Here is a 22,886-nt window from a genome sequence, read left to right as displayed (position 1 = left end):
AAAGGAATGAAACAGTCATTTTTTCTAACAGCACTCCTTCTCACACTTTTTTCCTGCAGTAATATAGATGCAGCAAAAGAAACCGAAGCAACTGAAATAATATCAAGCCGCATTACGCTTACTGATGCACAATTAAAAAATGCAGCATTGGAAATTATTTCGATTCAACAACGCTCCATCTCTTCAGTGTTGAAACTGAATGGTCGCATTGATGTGCCGCCGCAGAATATTGTTTCCATCAGTGTGCCATTAGGCGGCTATCTTAAATCAACCAAGTTGCTGCCGGGTATGCATGTGCAAAAAGGTGAAGTAATTGGTATGGTGGAAGATCAGCAATACATTCAATTGCAGCAGGATTACTTAACGGCAAGAGCAAGAATTGGTTTTTTGGAAGCCGAATACCTTCGACAAAAAGAACTCAACGAAAGCAAAGCCAGCAGCGATAAAGTGTATCAACAAGCCGAAGCTGAATTCAGAAGTCAGAAAGTATTGATCAGCGCATTGGCTGAAAAATTAAAACTGGCAGGGATCGCCCTGTCCAAACTGGATGAAACAACGATAACCCGGAGTGTACCGATCTACTCTCCCATTGATGGTTATGTCTCAAAAGTGAATGTGAATATTGGTAAATATGTAGCTCCAACAGATGTGTTGTTTGAACTCATCAACCCAACCGATATTCATTTGGCATTAACGGTATTTGAAAAAGACGTGAATAAACTGTTCATCGGTCAGAAATTGGTTGCATATACCAATAACGATCCCACCAACAAGCATGCCGGCGACATATTGCTTATCGGCAAAGACTTAAGTGACGATCGCAGTACCGAAGTACATTGCCATTTTGATAACTATGATAAAACGCTCATTCCCGGTACTTATATGAATGCAGAAGTGGAAGTAAAAAGCAACGCAGCTTGGGTGTTGCCCGAAGATGCCATTGTTCGATTCGAAAACAAAAACTATGTGTTTGTAAAATCAGCAGCCAAAGAATTCGAAATGCTGGAAGTGCAAACCGGAATTACCGAAAATGGGTTCACCGAAATTTTGAACGGCGAAACACTCCAGCAAAAAGGACTGGTAGGTAAAGGCGCTTACACGTTGCTGATGGGTTTAAAAAATAAAGCAGAGGATTGATCTTAATTTATTATACTCTGTTACTTCATTCAAGTAGTTTTTAACACTAACCCAATGTGACTTATGTCACATTGGGTTAGTTCATTTATTTATTATTGTACCTTTATAAAAATCTAAACATACCATGTACAATAAAAAATGTGTACCTGCGTATTAAGGATTGAAACACTCCCCACCAACTTTCTATTTCTGTTTAAAGTCAATACCAATGCAGTTTGCTGTATGGTAATTGAAATTTTATTACGGTAATTATAAACCAATTAGCACATGAAAAAAACAATGCTCTTTGGGAGTAGTATTGTTGTGTCCATTATTTTGCTCTTAAATGCATGTAAGCATCAAATTCCGGTGCCGCCCGACAATGGTAATCCTGGTGGGGTTTCCGGTATACCCGGCACCGTTGGTCGTGTTTGCAGTAACGACTCAGTTTATTTTGCCAATGATATTTATCCACTCATCAGTTCTACCTGTGCTATGGCAGGATGCCATGATGCCATCACGCATAAAGAAGGGATCGATCTGTCTACTTACAACAATATTAAAAATTATATCGTTGCCGGAAATGCATCAGAAAGCAAGATTTACAAAACGATCATTAAAACAGATAATGAACGCATGCCCCCTCCTCCAATGCCGGCATGGACAACTGAACAAATAGCCAAACTCCGTACATGGATCAATCAAGGTGCAAGAAATAACGCCTGCGACAGATGTGATACAACTGATTATAAATTCAGCACAGCAATCAAAACTTTAATTCAAAACAAATGCCAAGGCTGTCATAATCCTGCATCACTGGGAGGGGGAATTGATCTGTCAACTTATACAGCGATCAAAGCAGCAGGTGTTAATGGCAAACTTTATGGTTCCATTAATTGGTCTGCAGGTTATATTCCTATGCCGCAAGGAGGATTGAAAATGCCGGACTGTGAAATCAAACAGATCAGAAAATGGATCGATGCAGGTATGCTCAACAATTAAACGAAAACCGTATGAAGCGGATCATCATTTATGTTTTAATTATTCTCAGCAGTTCCTGTTATTACGATGCTGCAGATCTTTTATATCCTGCCAGTGGTATTTGTGATACTACCGCAACATCCTATTCGCAAAAAGTTGTGCCGCTACTGCAACAACATTGTTACAGTTGCCATTTGAATGCTTCAACCGGTGGAGGTATCATGATGGGCACTTATACAGCAGATAAAACGCTTGCAACAAACGGGAAACTTTATGGAAGCATAAGTCACACAGCTGGCTTTTCAGCAATGCCAAAAGGCGCAGCGAAAATGACCAACTGCCAAATTGCAATGATTAAACAATGGATCGATGCAGGAACACCTGCCAATTAATAAAGTCATTATGAAAAGGAAAACGATCTTCAGAAACAGTTTACTTCTTATTCTTATCCTTGGGTCAATTGCTGCTTATTTCGCTTACAGGGAATACAACCGTAAAACAGAAAATGTTGACAAACTTGATGCGGCATATGAACTAACATCCGATGCACTGATTCAGGAGTTTACAGAAAACGAAAAAGTAGCAACAGAAAAGTATTCCGGAAAAGTGCTGCAGGTTGATGGGCTGCTGAAAACAATAGATACAGATGATAAAGGATACATTACAGTTGTATTAGGTAACAGTGCTTCTCCCTCATCAGTACGATGCAGTATTGATACTTTATTTCCGATTGAAAAGAATAATCTGCAGATCTATGCACCCGTTGCAGTCAAAGGTATTTGTACAGGCTTTAACGCAGATGAACTGGGGCTAGGTGCCGATGTGTTATTGAACAGGTGCATCATCATTCAAAAAGAAACTATTTCACATTAAATCAGCAGATATGAAAAAGATAAGTTGGTTACTGATTGTTTTACTGTTTGCAGGAATTGTTTCTGCACAAGACAAATATTTTACAAAAACAGGGAAGATCAATTTCGATGCTACTTCTCCCGGCTCTCCCGAACAGGTTGAAGGCATTCATAAAAGCACTTTATGTGTGCTTGATACTAAAACCGGTAATCTGCAATTCTCCGTTACCATGAAAGGGTTTGAATTTGAGCGGGCATTAATGCAGGAACACTTCAATGAAAATTATGTGGAGAGCGATCAATTTCCTAAATCAGAATTCAAGGGTCAGATCAGCAACAACAGCAGCATTAGCTATGCTACAAATGGAGAGTATCCTGTTTCTGTAAAAGGAAAACTAACCATGCATGGAATTACAAAAGATGTTGAAGCAAATGGAAAACTTGTTGTTAAAAATGGCAAGATCGCTGCAACATCTGTGTTTACTGTTTTACTTGCCGATTATAAAATAAGTATACCGGGTTTGGTTGCGGATAAGGTCTCTACATCGGCAAAGATCATTGTGAATTGTTTGCTTGATCCGTTACCTGCTAAATAAACACTTCATTCCCAAATCAGCATGAAAAGGAAAATACATTTCGCAGCCGCATTACTGATCCTGCTTTTTTCTTTCAAAACAAATGCACAGGAAACCGAAGATCTTTTAAGTCTTGTTGATTCAGGAAGCATAACTAAGACATTCATCAAATCTGCATTCAAATCAACAAGGGTTATCAATGGCCACTCGATGGAATTTCTTTCTCCCGGAACCATGGACTTCCGCATACTGCATCGATTCGGTCAGCTTGATCAGGGTTATAAAAATTTCTTTGGTTTAGACCAGGCCAGTATGCGTATGGGATTTGATTTTGGCTTATATCGAAATCTTATGATCGGTGTGGGAAGGAGTACATTCAAAAAAGAACTTGATGGTTATTTCAAATATGCACCTGTTATGCAATCAACAGGAAATAGAAGTTTTCCAATGACAATTGCCATTGCAGCAGGCATAACCATGAATACCTCTCCATGGGCCGACCCAACAATCAACAATTATTCTTCTTCCCGCCTCGCCTATTATTATCAACTGATACTTGGAAGAAAATTCTCTGAACGTTTTACGCTGCAATTAACGCCTACAATGGTTCATACAAATCTTGTTGCACTGCATACACAACCAAACGATGTGTTTGCCCTCGGCGCCGGCACACGTTTAAAACTTACAAAACGGATTGCTATTACCTGTGACTACTTCTATCTCTTTAACGGAATTGAACAAGCTGTAAACTATAATCCATTGTCGGTAGGTGTTGATATTGAAACCGGCGGACATGTGTTTCAACTTCATTTTTCCAATGCCACCGGTATGAATGAACGGGCCTTTATTAATGAAACAACAACCCGTTGGGACAAAGGCGAAATCAGGTTTGGGTTTAACTTATCCAGAGTATTTCAACTTAAAAAGAAAACAAAAATTACGGGTTAACATCAAAATAAATGTTTTAAAGCCTGCTTTAATAAGTCGTTTTGATTTTTTCAGAAAAAATCTGCACCTTTTGTGTGGATTTTTTTATGAACGGCATCTCCATCTTAAACCTACTGCTATGGCGTCACCACTTTCAGTCTCAATTGTGCACCCCGCTTTCAGTAATCTCAAAAAGATCAGTCCGCTCTTGCATTTTTTTGCCGGGCTGGTTTTCATTGCTGCAGCTGCCTACGAATTCAGAATGAATAACCGAACTACTGCCTTTTGCGAGATCGTGATTGGGTTAGACGTGATCGCCCTGGCATTTATCCGTGGTTTTGCGGACGAATCATCCCGAATGAATGCATCGTTCCGCCTGGTGGAGGTAATCGTTTTTGGCGGATTGTCAATACTGGCGCTTTTGGACCAGTCGTTGGCAACGGCTACCCTGTTGGCGCTGGCAACCGGAATGTATTATTATGTGTTTCATTGTGAGAAAAAAATGATCAGCCAGGAAAAAGTATCGGTTCACCATTTGGGTGTTACCATCTCCAATTTTCCCCGGGATAAAGAACTGGCCTGGGAACAGATCCGGCAACTTGATGCGCATCCCCACAGCATTACAATTCACACCCATCAGAACAAAATTCACCGGTTTGAATTCCAAAAAGCAATTGCTTTCGACGAACTGGAACAAATTCACGAATTTTGCCAACATTATTTAATAAGCGAGTAGTAAGTGGTGAATGGCGAGTGTTGTTCCTTCTGCTCGCCACTAACAATTAACTACTGGCAATGGCCTTACAACATTCTCCTTATTTACTCTATTCCGACGGAAACGGAAATATTTTTGAAGACACATCGCTCTACGCCGTAGGTCGTGAAGGCTGGGACGCTTTTCCCGTGCCGGAAGAAGACTGGATCGTTTTGCCCGATGGTGGCAACTTGTACGAATTACCCAGCCGCAAGGCCATCGGTATTGATGTGGAAACAGGCGATATGCGGTTGTGTGAAAAAGGATGGGCCGTTGCTGCATTTGTTCCTCCTGCACATACGAGTTTATACTTTGCCGCTTTTGAAAGTGAACCCGATGCGGAAACATTGCCCCTGTTTTGTTATACTGCTGCCGGTTGGCACGATGATAAGTTTTATGTAACGGCTTTACGCATTGAACAGGATATCCGTCAGGAATGCGAAGGTTATGATGATGATACGATTGAAACCGGTGCACAGCGTTTGGTAAAAGCTTATCCCAATAACCGATTGGTGAAACACCTGATGGAAAACTGTTGCAATACGTACAACTGCCCTGCTGCACGCAACTTTGCCATGAGCCGATGGGAATGCCCGATTCCGATTTCTCCTGCCTGCAATGCCAATTGCATTGGATGTATTTCATTTCAACCGCAGGAAGAAACCATTCAAAGTCCGCAAGATCGCTTAACCTTTAAACCAACTGCTGAAGAAGTAGTAGAGTTTACAGTGCCACATCTGGAAACAGCTCCCTATCCGATCGTATCTTTTGGCCAAGGATGTGAGGGTGAACCATTGCTGATGTGGGAAACCATGCGTGAATCGATCATTGAAATGCGGAAGCACACACAAAAAGGTAGTATCAATGTAAATACAAATGGTTCTGATCCAAAAGCAGTGAAAGCATTGTGTGAAGCAGGATTGAACAGTATTCGTGTAAGTACCAACAGTGCACGGAAGCATATTTATGAGGCGTACTATCGCCCCAATAATTATACGTTTGAAGATATTGTGGAGAGTTTAAAAGTAATGACGAGTTATGGTGGCTGGACAAGCATCAACTACTTTGTATTCCCGGGTATGACGGATAGTGTGGAAGAATACGAAGCATTACGAAAACTCATTAAAGAAACCGGATTGAAAATGATCCAGTGGCGAAATTTTAATATTGATCCTGATTGGTATCTTGGAAAGATTGGCGTTACCGAAACAGGTGAGATCATGGGCGTTCGTCAATTGATGGATCTGCTGCGTGAAGAATTTCCTGATCTGAAGTTTGGTTATTTCAATCCACCGATTGAACGGATCAAAGGTAATTATGAAGTTGATTTTGCGCATTGGTAATTGAGGTAGTTACACAAAGAACACAAAGGATGCACAAAGTCCGCAACGTTTTCTTTGTGCTCACAGTGACAATCTTTGTGTACTTCGTGAAACTAATCAACACATCATTTAGCATAATGAAATTTGCGATAGCTTGAAAGCTTCATGCAATATTTGGAATAGATTCAGTAAGTTGGCTTCTATTTCATGCAACGCCCCAACCATATTCTGCCATTAATCGTTCTGTCGCAATTTGCAGGCACCTCATTATGGTTTAGCGGTAACGCCATTCTTACAGAGATCAGTAAGGCATTTCAACTTGAAAAAGATGGGTTAGCCGTTGTTACCTCATCGGTATTGATCGGGTTTATCACCGGTACTTTTTTGTATGCCGTCACTGCTATCGCTGATCGGTTCAAACCTTCCGTGGTATTTTTTATGTCCTCGTTGTTGGCTGCTGCCGCCAATCTGCTGATCCTGTTACCGCAACAGGATTTTTTTCTGTTAGTGGTATCAAGATTTTTTGTTGGATTTTTTCTGGCAGGGATTTATCCCGTTGGCATGAAGATCGCTGCAGAGTGGTATGAAAAAGGATTAGGCAAAGCGTTGGGTTATCTTGTAGGTGCGTTGGTATTGGGTACAGCCTTTCCGCATTTATTAAAACAAACCGATTGGAATTATAACTGGAAGCATGTGTTGATGGTAACTTCTACTGTTGCAGCAACCGGTGGACTCATTATTTTTTTGTTTGTACCACGAGGACCGTTTTTTAAAAAGGGAAACAGTTATTCGTTCGATGCATTTAAAAACAGTTTTCGCTTTCCCAATTTCAGAGCCGCATCGTTTGGATATTTTGGTCACATGTGGGAGCTGTATGCCTTCTGGGCCTTTGTACCAATTATTTTAAATCTATACATTCAGCAAAACGGGGCATTGCTGAATGTGCCGTTATGGTCGTTCATTATTATTGCAGCAGGTGCTGTTGGTTGTGTGGCCGGTGGTTATATCACAATCAAACATGGAAGTGCGAAAGTAGCGTATGCAGGTTTGCTCATTTCATTTTGCTGTTGCCTATTATCCATTTTTAGTTTTGTATTTCCTCCCGCATTGTTTCTTTTCTTTTTGTTGATTTGGGGATTTGCTGTTGTGGCCGATTCGCCGCAGTTTTCTTCCATTGTAGCCCAAACAGCCGTTGCAGAAAATAAAGGTTCTGCACTAACCATTATTACCTGTATTGGATTCGCCATTACAGTAGCAAGCATTTATGTATTGAACCGTTTGTTTGAGCAGTTTATGCAATCGCCGTATGTATTGCTGATACTTGCACCGGGGCCGCTTTTTGGATTGTGGAAATTGCGACCGCTGCTGAAAGTGAAGGCGTTTAATTGATCAACCGTTGATACATTTCATATGAAATAAGTTTTCCCGCACCATTGCAAACTCCGCAAGGCATCTATATTTGAAACATGAAGCCCAACCAAAACCACATTGTGCTCGGCATTCTCCTGGCCGTGGCTGCCACGATCATCTGGAGCGGTAATTTTATCGTAGCCCGTGCGGTGATCAATGATATTCCCCCGGTTGCTCTGGCTTTTTTCCGTTGGCTTACAGCTTGCATCTTATTGTTGCCGGTAGCATGGAAACATATTAAACCATCGTGGAAGATCGTACAGCAAAATAAAGCTTATTTTTTCTGGACAGGGTTAACGGGCATCAGTCTCTTTAACACGTTTGTTTATATAGCAGGACATAGCTCAACAGCCATTAACCTCGCATTGATCGGTACCACTTCGTCTCCCATCATGTCTATCATTCTGGCGCATTATTTTTTAAAAGAACATATTCAATGGCGGCGCATCATCGGAATTGTTTTGTGCATTGCAGGTATCTTTTTTCTGTTGAGCAAAGGGAGTTTTCAAAACCTGTTGCATCTGCAATTCACAAAAGGTGACGGATGGGTACTACTCGGTGCGTTAAGCTTTGCTATCTACAATATTATGGCACGTAAAAAGCCGAAAGACATTTCAGCAGTTGGCTTTTTGTTTTTTGTCTTCTGTATCGGCACAGCGTTGTTAATTCCGGCTTTTTTTATTGAAGCTGCGTATGTAAAACCGATACAATGGACCTGGCAAACGGGTTCTGTTATTTTATATCTCGGTTTAGGAACTTCCGTGATCGCATTTTTATTCTGGAATCGTTCCATTAAAGAATTGGGTGCCGGACGAACAGCTTTGTTTGGTAATCTCATTCCTATTTTCAGCAGCATTGAAGCGGTCATTATTCTTGGTGAAAAAATCAGTTATATTCACATCATCAGTTTTCTGTTGATTGTTGCCGGATTGGCGATTGACAACAGTGTACTGTTGAAACGAAAATAATTGACTGTATGAAGAAGGTCATTATCATTGGTGCAACATCCGGCATCGGAAAAGAATTGGCGCTGCGTTATCTCAAAGCAGGTAACATGGTTGGCATTACCGGCCGGCGAAAACATTTACTCGATGAACTGCAACATCAATATCCACAACAGGTTTTCTCCGCAGCATTTGATGTAGCCGGCTCCGAAAACATTCTTCATTTCGAAAAGTTAATTGATCAGCTGCAAGGCATGGATCTGTTTATTTACAACAGCGGATATGGTGAAGCAAGTAAGGAATTGAATTGGGAGATGGATAAAAAAACAACACTTATCAACGTTAATGGCTTTGCCGAAACAACCAATTATGCGTTCAACTATTTTGTAAAGCAGGGATATGGACAAATTGCCGCCATATCATCCATTTCAGCTTATCGTGGTAATAGTTGGGCGCCTGCATACGGAGCCAGCAAAGCGTACATGAGCAACTATATGGAGGCATTGAGCATTAAAGCTTATCGTATGAAACTGCCGATCTTCATAACAGATATACAACCCGGTTTTGTACTTACCGATATGGCCAAGGGAAATAAATTATTCTGGATGGCGCCACTTGCGAAAGCAACCACACAAATGGTGGAGGCCATTGAAAAGAAAAAGCGACGGGTGCAGATCACTAAACGATGGGCGATTGTTGCATGGTTGTTTAAATGGCTGCCCTATTCAATTTATAAAAAGCTCTAAGCCAAGTGCTAACGTTTTCATAAAAGCTTCACATCCGTTATGCAATGTGGCATGGTTTTCCATCGTTACTTATAAAAGAGCTAAATTCGATGTATCAAACTTCATCCATGCAGCAAATCGACACACAAAAAAATTACAAAGCAGCAGCAGTAACCGTTGTGGTACATGCAGTATTGCTTTTTTTGTTTTTCGTGCTTACCATTGCAATGGCGGTGCCTACTCCTCCTCCATTGGAAGAAGGCATTGAAGTAAATCTTGGCAATAGCGATATTGGTTTTGGAGATGTGCAACCATTGATACCCGACGAGCCAGCTCCCGAATCCATTCCGGAAACAACTACTACACCGCCGCAACAACAAATTGCAGCAGCTGTTGATGAAACGGAAAAAGAACTGAGTGAGCGGGATGATGAAGATGCACCGGAAGTAAACAAACCTGCGAAAGTAACCAAGCCGACCAAAGTGGTTCCAAAAGATAATCCGCCGGTGGCAACCACAAAGCCTGCAACTACAACAGTTGTAAATCCGAAACCGGCTCCTCCGAAACCGAAAGCGGTATATGGTGGTGGCACTGGAACAGGTGGCAATAATTCTGATACTTATAACAACAGCCGCAACCAAGGTGTTGCCGGTGGCACAGGTGATCAGGGAAAAGCCGGTGGCAACCCCAACAGTGATAATTACAATGGCTCTGGTGGAACAGGAACCGGTGGACCAATAGTTACAAGCGGCAATCGTAAGATCATTAAATACTATTCGTTTGGTGGTGATCTTGAAAAAGCAACCATTTACGCTATCATTAAAGTATCGCCTGAAGGAAAAGGAACTTTTGTACGCATTGGTCCACGTTCTACGTCCGTAAATCAGGCTTATGCAACAGCAATTACAGAGTACTTACGAAATATTCAATTTGATAAGTCAACGACCGAGTCGACAGTTACGGTTCAGTTCAATTTTAAAGTGAACGATTAATTAGATTCACTTTTTAATTTATAGCCGCATCATTTGTTTACGCAAATGATGCGGTTTTTTTTGACGTGTCCTATTGAACCAAAACAAACTCAGTTTATCCGTTTATTTTACCATTCAATCAAAAAAAAGAAAAGTACATCCGACTCGTATGTTTCCTACGTATGTTTATGCCCGTAACCTTCGAATTTCTCCTACCATCCGTTGACACTGATCAAAACACCATCAGTTATTATCTATTCCCTTTAAAAACGCAGGATCATGAAGATGATTAGGTTATCGCTATTGTCTGATGCAATCAGCCGCATCAAGAAAATTGGTTATACAGATGAACTCGATGGTTACGCCGCACGCCGCTTAGGTATTTTCAACACACTTAATTTTATTGGCTTACTTACAGGGATTATTATTCCGGTAGTGGCTATTCTCAACAAAGGCTATTTACCTGTAATTGCATGGATCGTTGCAGCAGCTCCTGCTTTTATCAGTTTCGTTGTATTGGTTGCAAACTATTACCGCCGTTACGATTTTGCGATGCTGTGGTATTTTATTTTGTATCCTGCCATTACTTCATTGGTGTACATAGATAGTATTGATGTTGGCATTGAATTATTCTTTATTCTGTATGCCGTATTTGCTGTTTTCTTTTTACAAAAACTCAGTTTGATCTTGCAGGCAATCGGCTTTTCGTTGATCTGCTATTTCGCTGTATTTGTTGTTCAGCAGAACTATGAATTTGTGATGAAGGATATCAATTACCCGTTTTATGTGTTTAATCATGTTCTGTCGGTTGCGTTGATTTTCATTGGCCTTTTTCTGATCAAAAAAGAAAACAAGGATTATCAGGCAGAGATATTGAACAGCAACGAAGAGCTTTACCGATATACACAGGAAATCGAAAAACAGAAAGAAGAACTCGCTGAATTAAATAATCTGAAGTCGAAATTATTTTCTGTGATCTCTCATGATCTGCGTACGCCACTCTATGGTTTACGAAACCTGTTTAAAAGTGTGGAGCAATATGATCTGCCTGCTGAAGAAATTAAAGTATTGATCCCGGATGTGGTGAAAGATCTTCATTACACCACCGATTTAATGGAGAACTTGCTGCAATGGGCCAAGAGTCAGATGAAGGGTGAATCAGTTTCACCGCAGTTGATCGATATGAACAAACTCATTCAGGATGTGCAACAGGTTGTTCGGCTGCAGGCAGAAAATAAGCAGGTGTATCTGAAAACAAAAGCCGAGAAACCCGTTTATATATATGCTGATAAAGAAATGATCGAAGTGGTGTTGCGTAACCTCATCAGCAATGCAATTAAATTCACACCAAAAGAAGGCGAAGTAATTGTGGATGTAAAACAGGATGAAGAAACAGTGGAGGTACTTGTAAGTGACACGGGCACGGGAATGAGTGAAGAGAGCCGCAATAAATTATTTGGCGACGAACATTTTACCACCAAAGGAACATCAAATGAAGCCGGAACCGGTTTAGGTTTGATGATCTGTAAAGAATTTCTTAAGAAAAACGGTGGCAACATCCATGTAGAAAGCGAATTGGGAAAGGGCAGCACTTTTGCATTTACTTTACCACGTGCCTGATGCATCAACCAGTGCATTCAACTTCTATCTTTGCTGCATGACTTACGAGGAGACGATCAATTATCTCTTTACCCGGCTACCCATGTTCAGCCGAATTGGTGCTGCTGCAATTAAAAAAGATCTGCACAATACCATCGCATTATGCGAAGCATTGAATGATCCGTACAAACAGTTTAAAAGTATTCATGTTGCCGGTACCAATGGCAAAGGTTCGGTAAGTCATATGCTGGCAGCTATTTTGCAAACAGCCGGTTACAAAACAGGCCTGTACACCTCTCCTCACCTGCATGATTTTCGTGAACGTATTAAAGTGAATGGTGAAATGATCAGCAAAGAGTTTGTGGTCGATTTTACGAAAGACATTCAACCGTTGATCGAAGAAATTGAACCTTCCTTTTTTGAGATCACCGTTGCAATGGCATTTGAATATTTCAAACAAGAGAAAGTTGATGTTGCCGTAATTGAAGTAGGACTTGGCGGACGATTAGACAGTACGAACATTATTACACCTGAACTTTCCATCATCACCAACATTGGTTGGGATCATATGAATTTATTGGGGGATTCATTGGAAGAAATTGCGTTTGAAAAAGCAGGGATCATTAAACAAGCCATTCCTGTTGTAGTAGGCGAAACATTACCGGAAACAAAACCTGTGTTTGAAGAAAAAGCAAGTATGATGAGGGCCCCTCTGTATTTTGCATACAATGAATTCAGTGTAACAGGTAAAAAAACAGTTGATCATCAGTTGGTAGTTGATGTAAGAGATCGGAAAACAAAAACTGATTTTCATTATACACTTGATCTGCCTGGTGGTTATCAAACAAAAAATATTCTCACCGTTCTTTCTTCCGTTCGTCAACTGCAGGTACAAGGTTGGAAAATTTCGGAAGAAGATATACAAACAGCGTTGGCTTCCAGTAAAAAGATCAATGGGTTGCATGGACGATGGGAAGTAATTCATGAACATCCAACCGTAGTAATGGATGTAGGCCATAATGAAGATGGAGTAAAACAGATCGTTGCCCAACTCAATGAGAGCAGCTTTAACAAACTGCACATTGTTATTGGCATGGTAAAAGATAAGGAGATTGAGAAAGTATTAGCCTTGTTGCCAAAAAATGCACAATACTATTTTACCAAAGCACATATTCCGAGAGCATTACCGGAAGCTGATTTGCATGCAAATGCTTTAGCATTTGATCTCAACGGAGAAACATTTGAAAACGTAAACGCAGCCATTGCTTCAGCACTGGAATGTGCAACAAACGATGATTTGATTTTAGTTTGCGGGAGTGTGTTTCTTGTAGGAGAAGTGGATGTGAACGCAATAATCAATTAACAATCATCAAAAGCAAATAGGCATTTATAAATTCTGGCAGATGAGTGCGTCAGTCGGGGCATACTTCTTACTTCCTGTTTCTTACTTCGTGCTTAGTATTTCAGCTCACCAAGTTTTTCCAACCCATACAACAAAGCCGTAGTGTGCATACTTTGTAACAATTTGTTTTCACGGATAAGTTGTTTCAATTCTTCGATGCTAAGCAGGTGTACTTCTATATCCTCGCCTTCATCCAGTTTCTGCTCTGTTACTTTTTCACCTCCAGTGGCAAGATAAGCCCTGAGTAAATTATTATTTGTAGAAGGATTGGCTGATGTTTGACAGAGATATTCAATTTTATCAAAACGGTATCCGGTCTCTTCAAGTAATTCTCTTGCAATTGCTTTTTCATAGGAAGCATCCGATGCATCTACACAACCGCCGGGTAACTCCATAAGTGTGTCACCCAAAGCATGACGGTATTGTCGCACCATGATCACCTTCCCATCTTTTGTTAGCGCCAATGCTGCCACCCATTCCGGAAATTCGTAGACATAGTAGGGATCAATGATCTTACCATCGGGGCGTTCGCACACATCTTCCCGAAGCGTAAGCCAATCACGTTGAAATAAATATTTTGAAGAGATCGTTTTCCAGTTCATGATCGGTTCATTGTTAATGGTTCATTGTTCATCGTAAAACATGCTTCAAGCCATGAACCATCAGCTATGAACCATGAACTTTCCTCACCATCCTTTCCTTTCACGCAACGAAGTAATATGCGCCACATGATGTTTGCCATGCCATGCATACATGCCCAGCAAATACCAGAGGTCAAATTGCTTTTTTGATTGCGAGTGAATATAAGTTCTCTTCCAATCTTCATCTTTCAAACTGGAAAAAAGTGCATATAGTTTTGCATGGATCGCATGGATCATTGTTAAGGAAACATTGATGGGCAACAACGTGTACTCAGCTGTCTCTGCCCACTTACCTTCATCATAACCCATTACAGTAGGATTGTCTTCCGTTAATGTAAACTTCAACCGGCTCAATGCGTTAAGGTGACTGTCACTTACATGATGCACAACTTGTTTCACCGTCCATCCTCCATCACGATAAGGCGTGTTTAACGGTGCTTCATCTAAATTCTCAATTGACTGTTCTAGTAAGCCAGGCAAGAATTTAATGTCAGCCAAACGTTCTTCTTTCAATACGTCACTGTAAGGAGCTGGTTCGTAATTGCCAATGGGATAACGTAAGTCCATAGTAGTTGATGGTTAATAGTTCATAGTTGACGGTCAATAGCATTGCAATGAACTATCAACTATGAACCATGTTTTTTTTTTATTTCTTCACCTGCTTTACATCCAGCAGTTCCAATTCAAAAATTAATGTAGCACCACCTGGTATATCTGCACCGGCACCACGATCGCCATAAGCATAATCACTTGGTATAAACAGTTGCCATTTGCTGCCTGCGGGCATCAGTACCACTGTTTGCTTCCATCCTTCAATCAGTCCATTCAATTGAAACTCGATCGGTTCTCCACGTTTGTATGAATTGTCAAATTCAAAACCGTCTAGTCTTGTACCTTGGTAATGTACTTTAATGGTGTCTTCTAGTGTTGGCTTAACACCTGTTCCCTGTGTAATGATCTTGTACTGGATGCCACTTGGCAGTTCCACTACACCGGGTTGTTTTTTGTTTTCAGCTAAGAATTTTTTTCCTTCTTCTTTTATAGCGGAATTCTTTTTTGCCATGAATTCCTGTAGTTTTTGTTGTATGGTCATGTTTGCAGTATTTTCATCCATTAATGGCGTGGTATTTTTTTTCAACGCATCAGCGATGCCTTTGTTTAATGCCACATAATTTAAGTTCTCAATTCCCTGAGCCGCCATATTGCCGCCGATATTCATTCCAATTGCATAGCTTAAACTGTCAACGCCATTTTTAAGTAGTGGCTTTGGGGCGGCTGGCTTGGCGGCTGGTTTTGCTGCCGGCTTTGTGGTAGTGGTGGTTTTTTTAACGGGTGGTTTTGTGCTTTGTGCAACACTTGCAACAGCAAAAGATAATGATAACACTGTAAGAGAAAGAATACGCATGTGATTAATTGATTAAAAATTTATTCGTCACGCAGGGCATGACCGGTTAATGAAATAAATACATCTTCTAAATTTGCCGCCTTCATTTGCTTAGGCCGTTCAAAACCTGTTCCAAGCAACGAGTCAATAAGTTTTGATGGTGAATCCATTGCTACAATGTTACCACTGTCGATGATAGCAACACGGTCGCAAAGATATTCAGCTTCGTCCATGTAATGTGTGGTAATGATCACAGTTGTTCCTCTTGATTGAATAGTCCGGATCAGCTCCCACAAATTTCTTCTTGCCTGCGGATCAAGTCCGGTAGTAGGTTCATCTAAGAAAACAATTTTTGGTTCGTTGATAAGTGTGGTAGCTACAGAGAAACGTTGTTTCTGTCCGCCACTCATCTCTTTGTATTTTGCTTTGGCTTTTTCTTCCAGGTTCACTGTTTTCAGCAAAGCCATACCATCAACTTTTCGGTTATATAATCCGCTGAACAATTGAATCAGTTCGATCAATGTGAGCCCGGGATAATAACCCGATGATTGCAACTGTACACCAATGATCTTTTTAATTTCATTTGCTTGTGTGTCGAGGTTCAATCCATCAACCAGTATTTCACCACTGGTTTTTTCACGTAGTGTTTCGATGATCTCCAGCGTGGTTGATTTACCTGCGCCGTTTGGACCCAGCAAACCAAATATTTCACCTTCATACACATCAAAGCTGATACCTTTTACAGCTTTGAAACTGCCGTAGTTCTTCACTAAATTCTTAACCTCTATAATTTTCTGCTGCATCTTATTCTTAAGTAAGAGAAATTTTGTTAAGCGTGGTTTAAAATAAGTTCCATTTTTATATCAGCTGTTGCAAATGGCGAATCTTTCAGTTCAACATACGAAAAGCCATATTTTTCATACAACTTCAATGCACTTTTCAATTGATGGTTCGAAAATAATTCGATCTTCACTGCTCCGATTTCTTTTGCTTTTTGCAAACAGGCTTCAATTAATAGTTTACTGATGCCTTTGCCCTGCCATTGTTCGGTTACACTCATTTTGGCCAGCTCATACACGTTGTTTCCTTCATGCACAGCGCTGCAGTTCCTACAATTTCATCATCTGCTTTTGCTAAATAAATTGCGCCACCTGTATCTAAAATCATTCCCTGCGGATCATCCAGCACCACCATATCTGCCTCTTCCAGCAAATTGTATTTGTTGAGCCATTCAAGATTAAGCTTTCTGAATGGTTCATACAATGCATCATGATAGGCAATTATTTCAATCATCCTTTGTAAAAGCTTTCCAGTTCGCTCATCATATTCTTGCTTCCAATAAACATCGGTACACGTTGATGAAGCTCTGTTGGCTGCACATCAAGGATCGGAATTTTCCCATCAGTTGCCCTGCCTCCTGCCATCTCCATAATAAACGCAAACGGGTTGCACTCATACGCCAAACGCAATTTGCCATTTGGACGATCAACGGTGCCGGGATACATAAAGATTCCGCCTTTGATCAAACTGCGGTGCACATCGGCCACCATGCTTCCAATATATCGCTGGGTATATGGACCGCCTGTGGTTTTATCTTTTTTCTGACAAACATTGATGTATTCCTGCACTCCTTTTTCGTAACGAAAAAAATTACCATGATTCACCGAGTAAATATTTCCTTCCGGCGGACATTGAATATCAGGATGACTCAAACAAAATTCACCAATCGATGGATCCAATGTAAAACCATTCACTCCTCTTCGTGTTGCGTACACCATCATTGTGCTGCTGCCGTATACCATATAACCTGCGGCTACCTGGTTGCGGCCCTTCTGCAAAAAATCAGCCATCGTACATGGCTTGCCTCTTTCACTAACTCTTCTGTACACACTAAAAATTGTACCTATGGAAATGTTCACATCAATATTACCACTGCCATCCAACGGATCGAACATCACCACATACTTTGCATTGTTACTGATCTCATCATCAAACACCACAATATCGTCCATCTCTTCACTGCCAATGCCAGCACAACTGATACCGTGTTGCAGCACTTTCATAAATTGTGTGTTGGCATAAATATCCAGCTTCTTCACATCTTCGCCCTGCACATTAATACTTCCGGCATCGCCTAAAATATCCACCAGTCCTGCTTTGTTCACTTCAACATTCACACGTTTGGCAGCAAGACCAAGATCACGCAACAGACTACTCAACTCACCCGTTGCTTGTGGGAAATTGCGTAGCTGTTGGATGGTAAACTCATCCAGTGTAAGAATTCTTCTGTCTATACTCATAAGGTTGTTTTAAGCAATTACGTTGTTAGCAAAAGTAAGGGTTTAAGGCAGATGATTGGACCGGCTCTTGTGCAAATGGCGTCGCCTGTTGCCACGCTCGTTTCACAGTTCAGTTTTCATAGCATCTGTCAAAACGCATCATTCAGGTTTTGCTATCTTTAATTCATGGAATGGACATGGATCATCATTGGAGTTGTTCTTGCAATTATTGCAATTGCCGGAAGCATTCTGCCGCTTATTCCCGGCCCGCCCGTTGCTTATATTGGTTTACTACTGCAACAACTGCGGGACGACAAGCCGTTTACAACCAACTTTCTCATATTATGGGCCGCCATTGTTTTGGTTTCTCTCATTCTTGATTATGTAATTCCCATTTGGGGCACTAAGAAATTTGGCGGTACCAAGTATGGCGTTTGGGGATGTACCCTTGGTTTCCTCGCAGCATTCTGGATGGGACCATGGGGTATCATCGTTGGTCCGTTTGTGGGTGCTTTTATTGGAGAAATGATCGCTCAGCAAAATTCAAACATTGCATTCAAAGCTGCGCTGGGATCGTTTGTTGGTTTTTTGGCAGGCAGTTTTTTAAAACTAGTAATCTGCTTTTTTATGTTGTATTATATTTTAACAAGTATATAAACGCAGCCTCTCATCCCTTCCCTCTATCCGAAAGAGAGAAGTCGGTGCATTAGTAAATAGACAAACATCATATCTTCCACATCAACGTAATGGGATGCTTCAACACAGAGTAGAATGCAGGCTTTAATTTAGAATCTGTAAATAAGCAAGGGCTGTGTTTAGATGGCTTCTCCTACTGGGGGCAACTTAGGAACGAAAGTTGCGAGCGAAGCTCACGGAAGGGAACAACTTTCCTTCTTCCAATCTTCCCGGCAACCGTCAACTGACTTTAAACGTAAAATACTTCTGCGAAAAATAACTGAATGCCACTACAAACACCGTGGTACAGATCTTCGCCAGTGTGGCATACATGTGAAAGGTTTCAACAAATATTTTCAGGAAAAAATAGTTCAGCAAAATGGCGCCAGCCACAACGATCATATATTTTGGCAATTGCTCCCGCTTGCGAACAGCACTTCCTTCAAACACCACATAACGGCTCAGGAAAAAACCAACCGGAAACGTTATGATAAACGACATGAGGAATGCTGCAATATGGGGGCTTACCGTCATGAACGGTGTGTGCACCATTTCTTTGTTGAGAATAAAATTATAGCTGATGTAAAACAACAGAATATCCAGCACTGTATTTCCTCCCCCACAAGCCGCATACCGAAAGGTTTGCATCGGCATTAACTTTTTGAATGGCGGATAAAACCAATCGATCACCCCATGAATAAATGCAACAAGACTGTTAATCATAAAGGCAGCAAAGGTAAACATTTGAAATAAAGTTCAGGTTTGATTGTATTGGATTTGATTTCGTCTGCAATGGAACCCCTTTTGGATGTAGCTTTGCAAAAAAATGGATATGCGATTGGTAATAATATCTGTACTCTTCCTGCTAAGTAGTTGTAACGGTGGGGCTCAAACGAATAAAGAAGTTTCGGCCGATCAATTTGAAAAAGGAATTCAACAAGCCAATATTCAACTTCTGGATGTGCGTACGGCTGGTGAATACAGGAATGGCCATATCAAATCTGCATTGCAGGCTAACTGGAACGATCAGAATGAATTTGCTGACAGAACCTCTGCACTGGATAAACAAAAACCAGTTTACATCTATTGCCTCAGCGGTCCACGCAGCAGCGCAGCAGCTGAATGGTTGAGAGCCAATGGCTTTCAACAAGTAGTGGAACTGAATGGCGGTTTCAGCAGCTGGAAACGCAACGGTAAGCCGGTTGAAGGAATGGCTGATGTAAAACAGATGACGATAAGCGACTATCAGCAACAGATTGCAGGCAAAGAATATGTGTTGGTTGACTTTGGTGCTGAATGGTGCCCGCCTTGCCGTAAGATGGAACCAATAGTAAATGAATTTCTGGCACAGCACAAAGAAATTTCATTCTTTAAAATAGACGGAGGCATTCATACTGATCTCATGAAACAACTAAATGCTGAAGGGTTGCCAACCTTTATTCTTTTGAAAAACGGACAGGAAGTCTGGCGCCACAAAGGTGTTCTTACACCTGAAGAACTAAACAATATTTGGACAAGTAAGAAATAGTAACTTTAAGAGAGAAGCAATACACAATGGAAGCACTTTCTGCCAATCAGAAAACATGGTATCGTAACTGGTTCAATTCACCCTATTATCATCAGTTGTATTTTCAACGGGATGAGCAGGAAGCTGCTGCATTTATTGACCGGCTCTTAGTAAAACTCAATCCACCAAACAATGCAGCAATGCTTGATGTGGCGTGTGGCCGTGGAAGGCATAGCATTCATCTTGCATCAAAAGGATACATGGTAACAGGGATCGATATCAGCGATGACAGTATTGCTGAAGCCAAAAAACATGAAACAGAAAAGCTGGAGTTTTTTGTGCATGATATGCGATTGCCATTTCGCATGAATTATTATGATGTGGCGTTCAACTTCTTTACAAGCTTTGGTTTCTTCCGCACCCGTCGGGAGCACGATAATGCTATTCGCACCATTGCACAAGCCATTAAACAGGGCGGCACTTTTGTAATTGATTACTTAAATGCACATTATATCGAAAACCATTTGCAATACAAGAGTGAGTTTCAGAAAGATGATGTTACCTATTACATTACACGTTGGTTAGACGAAACACATTTTTATAAAAAGATCGTTATTGAAGATGAGGCAAATCTGGAAGAACCGCTTGAATTCACAGAGAAAGTTGCCAAGTTTTCATTGGGTGATTTTAATGATATGTTTTCGTTTTACGATCTGCAGGTGCAGGAAGTATATGGGGATTATCATTTTGAGCCTTACCATGTAACCAATTCGCCACGGCTGATCATTGTTGCGAAGAAGATGAAGTAACACTACGGCTTCACATTCCCTTTTTTATTATTCAGCAACATCCACCGGGATGATTCATACAACGCAATAGTTTCAATGGCCATTTGCTTTTTCGTGGCTTCATATTTTTCTTTCGGCAGTGTGGACGCATTAAAATGCAAAGGCACCAAGGTGTCTTTTTGCAGATTCATATTGAGAATGTAGTAAAACTCATTGTTCAACATTCCGATCTTGGCTTCATCGTGGTGAATAATAAATGCAAAATCTTTTCCGGCAGTTTTTCGTAACAGATCACGGCCAATAGTGCTATTTGTATAAGGCTGATTCAATAACCCGGCAATTGTTGGCAATACATCCACCTGGCTTACCACTTCTTTTCGTTTTTCTGGTTTAATAAAACCCGGGGCATAAAACAACAATGGCACATGTTCATCTGTCAATCGTTCATTTGTCCATGCATCAGGATATAAGGCTGTTGCATTTCCTTTTACACCGTGGTCGCCAATAAAAACAAACAATGTATTATTGAACCATGGCTGTCGCTTCGCTTGTTCCATAAACTGCTGTATGCTGTAATCGGTGTACAGCAACGCTTCCATTTCTTTCTGCGAATCAAATCCATATTTCTTAAGCAGCAATGGATTTACCTGTGGTGCAGCAACGGCAGCAGTATCTTCGGCAGGTAGTACAAACGGACGATGATTATCGGCTGTTTGTATAATGCTGAAAAACGGAGTTGTCTGTTGCGATAAAACTTCATTGGCTTCGTTGAAGAGATTTTTATCGCTGATACCCCATACATTGAATTTTGGACTTTTGTACATTCCCTCTTCATACAAATGAAGTCCGTTCACATTATCCACCAGCAAGCCTTTAAAATTATTAAACTCACTATTCCCTCCTATAAAATAAAATTTTTCATGATTGGTGAAGGAGTTAAGAATTGTATGCTGATCAAGGGCTTCTGTATTTCTTGTTGAAAATTTACTTAATTGTACATCCGGCACTCCGCTCAACATGGCAAATACACCTCTTGCTGTTCCAAAGTGTGGAGAGAAACATCGTTCAAACAACAATCCTTCATTGGCCAGTTGTTGCAGGTAAGGCGTCGTATTCAGTGGATTTCCACTCAATCCTGTTTTATACATACTGAGCGATTCGCAGATCACCAACACTACATTCATCGGTTTTGCCGGTTGCGTAAATGTTTCTCTGCGTTGAAAATTCAGCATGGTTGATTCCTGCGGCAGTTGTAACAATTGTTTCATTGTTTCAAACTGAATTTTCGCACTGCCATCATCAGCAAACGGTTTTCGGAAACGAAGCGTTGTAAAGAAATTTTCCAGCGGGTTAAGCGCCAGGTAAGCTTTGAAATTATCGCCCAACCGAAACGCATCTTTCCAGGTTAACGGTTTTGCCGGGTTACTGCCCGCCACACCGATCAGAAGTAACAACATCATCCAGAACGTGCGCATGGGCTTAAACGGATGTTGAACTGTATGAACCTTTGAATGGCTGCGTTGAAAAAAACGATACAGCAGATAAACGATCAACGATAATAAAATAAATATCCAGAACAATGGATACGATTGCCAGAGCATACTCATGGAAATCGCAAAGTCCTCAATAAAATTGAGGGCACTTGCATTCAGTCTTGTTTCAACATAATCGAAATGACCAAAATCGGCACCAAAGAAGAATAACAAAAAGCTGCTCATCACCACCAGATAAACGATCCAGAAGCGTTTTGTTTTAGCCGATTGAAAGGGTGAGAAACGGTGGAAGCTCCCTGCCAGTAAAAGCGGTGCCAATAAAATACAAACCCAACGCAGATCAAAACGGATACCCATCAGAAACGAAGGAATTGCATCGGCAATGGAAACATCATCAGGCCTGAAAGAAAAAAAAGTCAATACACGCATCATGCTGAACAGCAGCATGAAAAACACAAACAAACGTAGTACCCAACGTGAGGTTGGCGGTAACTGAAAGCGATGACCCATAGTTTCCTTAAGCAAACGGCAAAAGTAAAAAG

The 22,886-nt window shown here is 40.9% G+C and carries 26 protein-coding genes; 17 read left to right on the top strand and 9 right to left on the bottom strand.

Annotation, left to right across the window (positions count from 1 at the left end):
* Positions 1–6: 6 nt before the first annotated feature.
* From WG989_RS16690 to WG989_RS16625, 14 genes are all read left to right on the top strand, one after another.
* On the top strand, positions 7–1,137 hold the full coding sequence (locus tag WG989_RS16690) for an efflux RND transporter periplasmic adaptor subunit (protein ID WP_340431149.1): 1,131 nt from the start codon (positions 7–9) through the stop codon (positions 1,135–1,137).
* A gap of 267 nt (positions 1,138–1,404) precedes the next feature.
* Complete coding sequence (locus tag WG989_RS16685) at positions 1,405–2,118, top strand: c-type cytochrome domain-containing protein (RefSeq protein ID WP_340431146.1); 714 nt, start codon at positions 1,405–1,407, stop codon at positions 2,116–2,118.
* 11 nt (positions 2,119–2,129) lie between these two features.
* Positions 2,130–2,489: a hypothetical protein gene (locus WG989_RS16680; RefSeq protein WP_340431144.1), complete on the top strand. Its 360-nt coding sequence runs from the start codon at positions 2,130–2,132 to the stop codon at positions 2,487–2,489.
* Positions 2,490–2,499: 10 nt separating this feature from the next.
* On the top strand, positions 2,500–2,970 hold the full coding sequence (locus WG989_RS16675; protein ID WP_340431142.1) for an OB-fold protein: 471 nt from the start codon (positions 2,500–2,502) through the stop codon (positions 2,968–2,970).
* Positions 2,971–2,980: 10 nt separating this feature from the next.
* The gene (locus WG989_RS16670) at positions 2,981–3,544 is read left to right on the top strand and encodes a YceI family protein (RefSeq protein WP_340431140.1); all 564 of its coding nucleotides are present in this window, start codon (positions 2,981–2,983) and stop codon (positions 3,542–3,544) included.
* Positions 3,545–3,565: 21 nt separating this feature from the next.
* The gene (locus WG989_RS16665) at positions 3,566–4,471 is read left to right on the top strand and encodes a DUF5777 family beta-barrel protein (protein WP_340431138.1); all 906 of its coding nucleotides are present in this window, start codon (positions 3,566–3,568) and stop codon (positions 4,469–4,471) included.
* Between the two features lie 118 nt (positions 4,472–4,589).
* Positions 4,590–5,186 (top strand): hypothetical protein, encoded by a 597-nt coding sequence (locus tag WG989_RS16660; protein ID WP_340431136.1) that lies wholly within the window; start codon positions 4,590–4,592, stop codon positions 5,184–5,186.
* 59 nt (positions 5,187–5,245) lie between these two features.
* Positions 5,246–6,547, top strand: a complete 1,302-nt coding sequence (locus WG989_RS16655; protein WP_340431134.1) for a radical SAM family protein — start codon at positions 5,246–5,248, stop codon at positions 6,545–6,547.
* Positions 6,548–6,733: 186 nt separating this feature from the next.
* A complete protein-coding gene (locus WG989_RS16650; RefSeq protein WP_340431132.1) occupies positions 6,734–7,915 on the top strand; it encodes an MFS transporter in 1,182 nt (393 codons plus the stop codon).
* A gap of 77 nt (positions 7,916–7,992) precedes the next feature.
* Positions 7,993–8,904, top strand: coding sequence for a DMT family transporter (locus WG989_RS16645; RefSeq protein WP_340431130.1), 912 nt, complete (start codon positions 7,993–7,995; stop codon positions 8,902–8,904).
* An 8-nt stretch (positions 8,905–8,912) separates the two neighbouring features.
* Complete coding sequence (locus WG989_RS16640; protein WP_340431128.1) at positions 8,913–9,626, top strand: SDR family NAD(P)-dependent oxidoreductase; 714 nt, start codon at positions 8,913–8,915, stop codon at positions 9,624–9,626.
* 107 nt (positions 9,627–9,733) lie between these two features.
* On the top strand, positions 9,734–10,597 hold the full coding sequence (locus tag WG989_RS16635; protein ID WP_340431126.1) for a hypothetical protein: 864 nt from the start codon (positions 9,734–9,736) through the stop codon (positions 10,595–10,597).
* Between the two features lie 258 nt (positions 10,598–10,855).
* Entirely contained in the window at positions 10,856–12,196 is a 1,341-nt protein-coding gene (locus tag WG989_RS16630; RefSeq protein WP_340431124.1) for a sensor histidine kinase, read from the top strand.
* A 37-nt stretch (positions 12,197–12,233) separates the two neighbouring features.
* Positions 12,234–13,538 (top strand): bifunctional folylpolyglutamate synthase/dihydrofolate synthase, encoded by a 1,305-nt coding sequence (locus WG989_RS16625; protein ID WP_340431122.1) that lies wholly within the window; start codon positions 12,234–12,236, stop codon positions 13,536–13,538.
* Between the two features lie 92 nt (positions 13,539–13,630).
* On the opposite strand, the gene WG989_RS16620 is transcribed toward WG989_RS16625, so the two are convergent.
* From WG989_RS16620 to fbp, 7 genes are all read right to left on the bottom strand, one after another.
* Entirely contained in the window at positions 13,631–14,179 is a 549-nt protein-coding gene (locus WG989_RS16620; RefSeq protein ID WP_340431120.1) for an NUDIX hydrolase, read from the bottom strand.
* Between the two features lie 84 nt (positions 14,180–14,263).
* Positions 14,264–14,785: a YfiT family bacillithiol transferase gene (locus tag WG989_RS16615; protein WP_340431119.1), complete on the bottom strand. Its 522-nt coding sequence runs from the start codon at positions 14,783–14,785 to the stop codon at positions 14,264–14,266.
* Positions 14,786–14,864: 79 nt separating this feature from the next.
* Complete coding sequence (gene bamJ / locus WG989_RS16610) at positions 14,865–15,623, bottom strand: BamJ family beta-barrel-assembly machinery protein (protein ID WP_340431117.1); 759 nt, start codon at positions 15,621–15,623, stop codon at positions 14,865–14,867.
* Between the two features lie 20 nt (positions 15,624–15,643).
* Positions 15,644–16,405: an ABC transporter ATP-binding protein gene (locus WG989_RS16605; RefSeq protein ID WP_340431114.1), complete on the bottom strand. Its 762-nt coding sequence runs from the start codon at positions 16,403–16,405 to the stop codon at positions 15,644–15,646.
* Between the two features lie 26 nt (positions 16,406–16,431).
* The gene (locus WG989_RS16600) at positions 16,432–16,698 is read right to left on the bottom strand and encodes a GNAT family N-acetyltransferase (RefSeq protein WP_340431112.1); all 267 of its coding nucleotides are present in this window, start codon (positions 16,696–16,698) and stop codon (positions 16,432–16,434) included.
* Positions 16,659–16,895, bottom strand: a complete 237-nt coding sequence (locus WG989_RS16595; RefSeq protein WP_340431110.1) for a hypothetical protein — start codon at positions 16,893–16,895, stop codon at positions 16,659–16,661. Before WG989_RS16595 ends, WG989_RS16600 begins: the two co-directional genes overlap by 40 nt.
* On the bottom strand, positions 16,892–17,902 hold the full coding sequence (gene fbp, locus WG989_RS16590) for a class 1 fructose-bisphosphatase (RefSeq protein ID WP_340431108.1): 1,011 nt from the start codon (positions 17,900–17,902) through the stop codon (positions 16,892–16,894). The genes WG989_RS16595 and fbp overlap by 4 nt, the downstream gene beginning before the upstream one ends.
* A gap of 165 nt (positions 17,903–18,067) precedes the next feature.
* Between fbp and WG989_RS16585 the strand changes: the two genes are divergently transcribed.
* The gene (locus tag WG989_RS16585; protein ID WP_340431106.1) at positions 18,068–18,538 is read left to right on the top strand and encodes a DUF456 domain-containing protein; all 471 of its coding nucleotides are present in this window, start codon (positions 18,068–18,070) and stop codon (positions 18,536–18,538) included.
* A gap of 258 nt (positions 18,539–18,796) precedes the next feature.
* Here the strand turns inward: WG989_RS16585 and WG989_RS16580 are convergent, their stop codons facing one another.
* Positions 18,797–19,279: a GtrA family protein gene (locus tag WG989_RS16580; protein ID WP_340431105.1), complete on the bottom strand. Its 483-nt coding sequence runs from the start codon at positions 19,277–19,279 to the stop codon at positions 18,797–18,799.
* Positions 19,280–19,388: 109 nt separating this feature from the next.
* On the opposite strand from WG989_RS16580, the gene WG989_RS16575 reads away from it, so the two are divergent.
* Together WG989_RS16575 and WG989_RS16570 are read left to right on the top strand one after the other, a co-directional pair.
* Positions 19,389–20,084, top strand: a complete 696-nt coding sequence (locus WG989_RS16575) for a rhodanese-like domain-containing protein (protein WP_340431104.1) — start codon at positions 19,389–19,391, stop codon at positions 20,082–20,084.
* A gap of 26 nt (positions 20,085–20,110) precedes the next feature.
* Complete coding sequence (locus WG989_RS16570; RefSeq protein ID WP_340431103.1) at positions 20,111–20,872, top strand: class I SAM-dependent methyltransferase; 762 nt, start codon at positions 20,111–20,113, stop codon at positions 20,870–20,872.
* 2 nt (positions 20,873–20,874) lie between these two features.
* On the opposite strand, the gene WG989_RS16565 is transcribed toward WG989_RS16570, so the two are convergent.
* Positions 20,875–22,869 carry an LTA synthase family protein gene (locus tag WG989_RS16565; RefSeq protein WP_340431102.1) on the bottom strand — a complete coding sequence of 665 codons (1,995 nt, stop codon included), beginning with the start codon at positions 22,867–22,869 and terminating at the stop codon, positions 20,875–20,877.
* Positions 22,870–22,886: the final 17 nt, after the last annotated feature.

Origin of the sequence: Lacibacter sp. H407 (genome assembly GCF_037892605.1) — a bacterium.
In the GTDB taxonomy this organism is placed as follows: domain Bacteria; phylum Bacteroidota; class Bacteroidia; order Chitinophagales; family Chitinophagaceae; genus Lacibacter.
Note: the sequence above shows the minus strand (reverse complement) of the source record. Positions and strands in the feature narration are given on the sequence as shown.

Bases quoted from the DNA above. Each gene is read 5' to 3' on its own strand.
- WG989_RS16690 (WP_340431149.1), top strand. From the start codon at position 7: ATGAAACAGTCATTTTTTCTAACAGCACTCCTTCTCACACTTTTTTCC.
- WG989_RS16685 (WP_340431146.1), top strand. From the start codon at position 1,405: ATGAAAAAAACAATGCTCTTTGGGAGTAGTATTGTTGTGTCCATTATT.
- WG989_RS16680 (WP_340431144.1), top strand. From the start codon at position 2,130: ATGAAGCGGATCATCATTTATGTTTTAATTATTCTCAGCAGTTCCTGT.
- WG989_RS16675 (WP_340431142.1), top strand. From the start codon at position 2,500: ATGAAAAGGAAAACGATCTTCAGAAACAGTTTACTTCTTATTCTTATC.
- WG989_RS16670 (WP_340431140.1), top strand. From the start codon at position 2,981: ATGAAAAAGATAAGTTGGTTACTGATTGTTTTACTGTTTGCAGGAATT.
- WG989_RS16665 (WP_340431138.1), top strand. From the start codon at position 3,566: ATGAAAAGGAAAATACATTTCGCAGCCGCATTACTGATCCTGCTTTTT.
- WG989_RS16660 (WP_340431136.1), top strand. From the start codon at position 4,590: ATGGCGTCACCACTTTCAGTCTCAATTGTGCACCCCGCTTTCAGTAAT.
- WG989_RS16655 (WP_340431134.1), top strand. From the start codon at position 5,246: ATGGCCTTACAACATTCTCCTTATTTACTCTATTCCGACGGAAACGGA.
- WG989_RS16650 (WP_340431132.1), top strand. From the start codon at position 6,734: ATGCAACGCCCCAACCATATTCTGCCATTAATCGTTCTGTCGCAATTT.
- WG989_RS16645 (WP_340431130.1), top strand. From the start codon at position 7,993: ATGAAGCCCAACCAAAACCACATTGTGCTCGGCATTCTCCTGGCCGTG.
- WG989_RS16640 (WP_340431128.1), top strand. From the start codon at position 8,913: ATGAAGAAGGTCATTATCATTGGTGCAACATCCGGCATCGGAAAAGAA.
- WG989_RS16635 (WP_340431126.1), top strand. From the start codon at position 9,734: ATGCAGCAAATCGACACACAAAAAAATTACAAAGCAGCAGCAGTAACC.
- WG989_RS16630 (WP_340431124.1), top strand. From the start codon at position 10,856: ATGAAGATGATTAGGTTATCGCTATTGTCTGATGCAATCAGCCGCATC.
- WG989_RS16625 (WP_340431122.1), top strand. From the start codon at position 12,234: ATGACTTACGAGGAGACGATCAATTATCTCTTTACCCGGCTACCCATG.
- WG989_RS16620 (WP_340431120.1), bottom strand. From the start codon at position 14,179: ATGAACTGGAAAACGATCTCTTCAAAATATTTATTTCAACGTGATTGG.
- WG989_RS16615 (WP_340431119.1), bottom strand. From the start codon at position 14,785: ATGGACTTACGTTATCCCATTGGCAATTACGAACCAGCTCCTTACAGT.
- bamJ (WP_340431117.1), bottom strand. From the start codon at position 15,623: ATGCGTATTCTTTCTCTTACAGTGTTATCATTATCTTTTGCTGTTGCA.
- WG989_RS16605 (WP_340431114.1), bottom strand. From the start codon at position 16,405: ATGCAGCAGAAAATTATAGAGGTTAAGAATTTAGTGAAGAACTACGGC.
- WG989_RS16595 (WP_340431110.1), bottom strand. From the start codon at position 16,895: ATGATTGAAATAATTGCCTATCATGATGCATTGTATGAACCATTCAGA.
- fbp (WP_340431108.1), bottom strand. From the start codon at position 17,902: ATGAGTATAGACAGAAGAATTCTTACACTGGATGAGTTTACCATCCAA.
- WG989_RS16585 (WP_340431106.1), top strand. From the start codon at position 18,068: ATGGAATGGACATGGATCATCATTGGAGTTGTTCTTGCAATTATTGCA.
- WG989_RS16580 (WP_340431105.1), bottom strand. From the start codon at position 19,279: ATGATTAACAGTCTTGTTGCATTTATTCATGGGGTGATCGATTGGTTT.
- WG989_RS16575 (WP_340431104.1), top strand. From the start codon at position 19,389: ATGCGATTGGTAATAATATCTGTACTCTTCCTGCTAAGTAGTTGTAAC.
- WG989_RS16570 (WP_340431103.1), top strand. From the start codon at position 20,111: ATGGAAGCACTTTCTGCCAATCAGAAAACATGGTATCGTAACTGGTTC.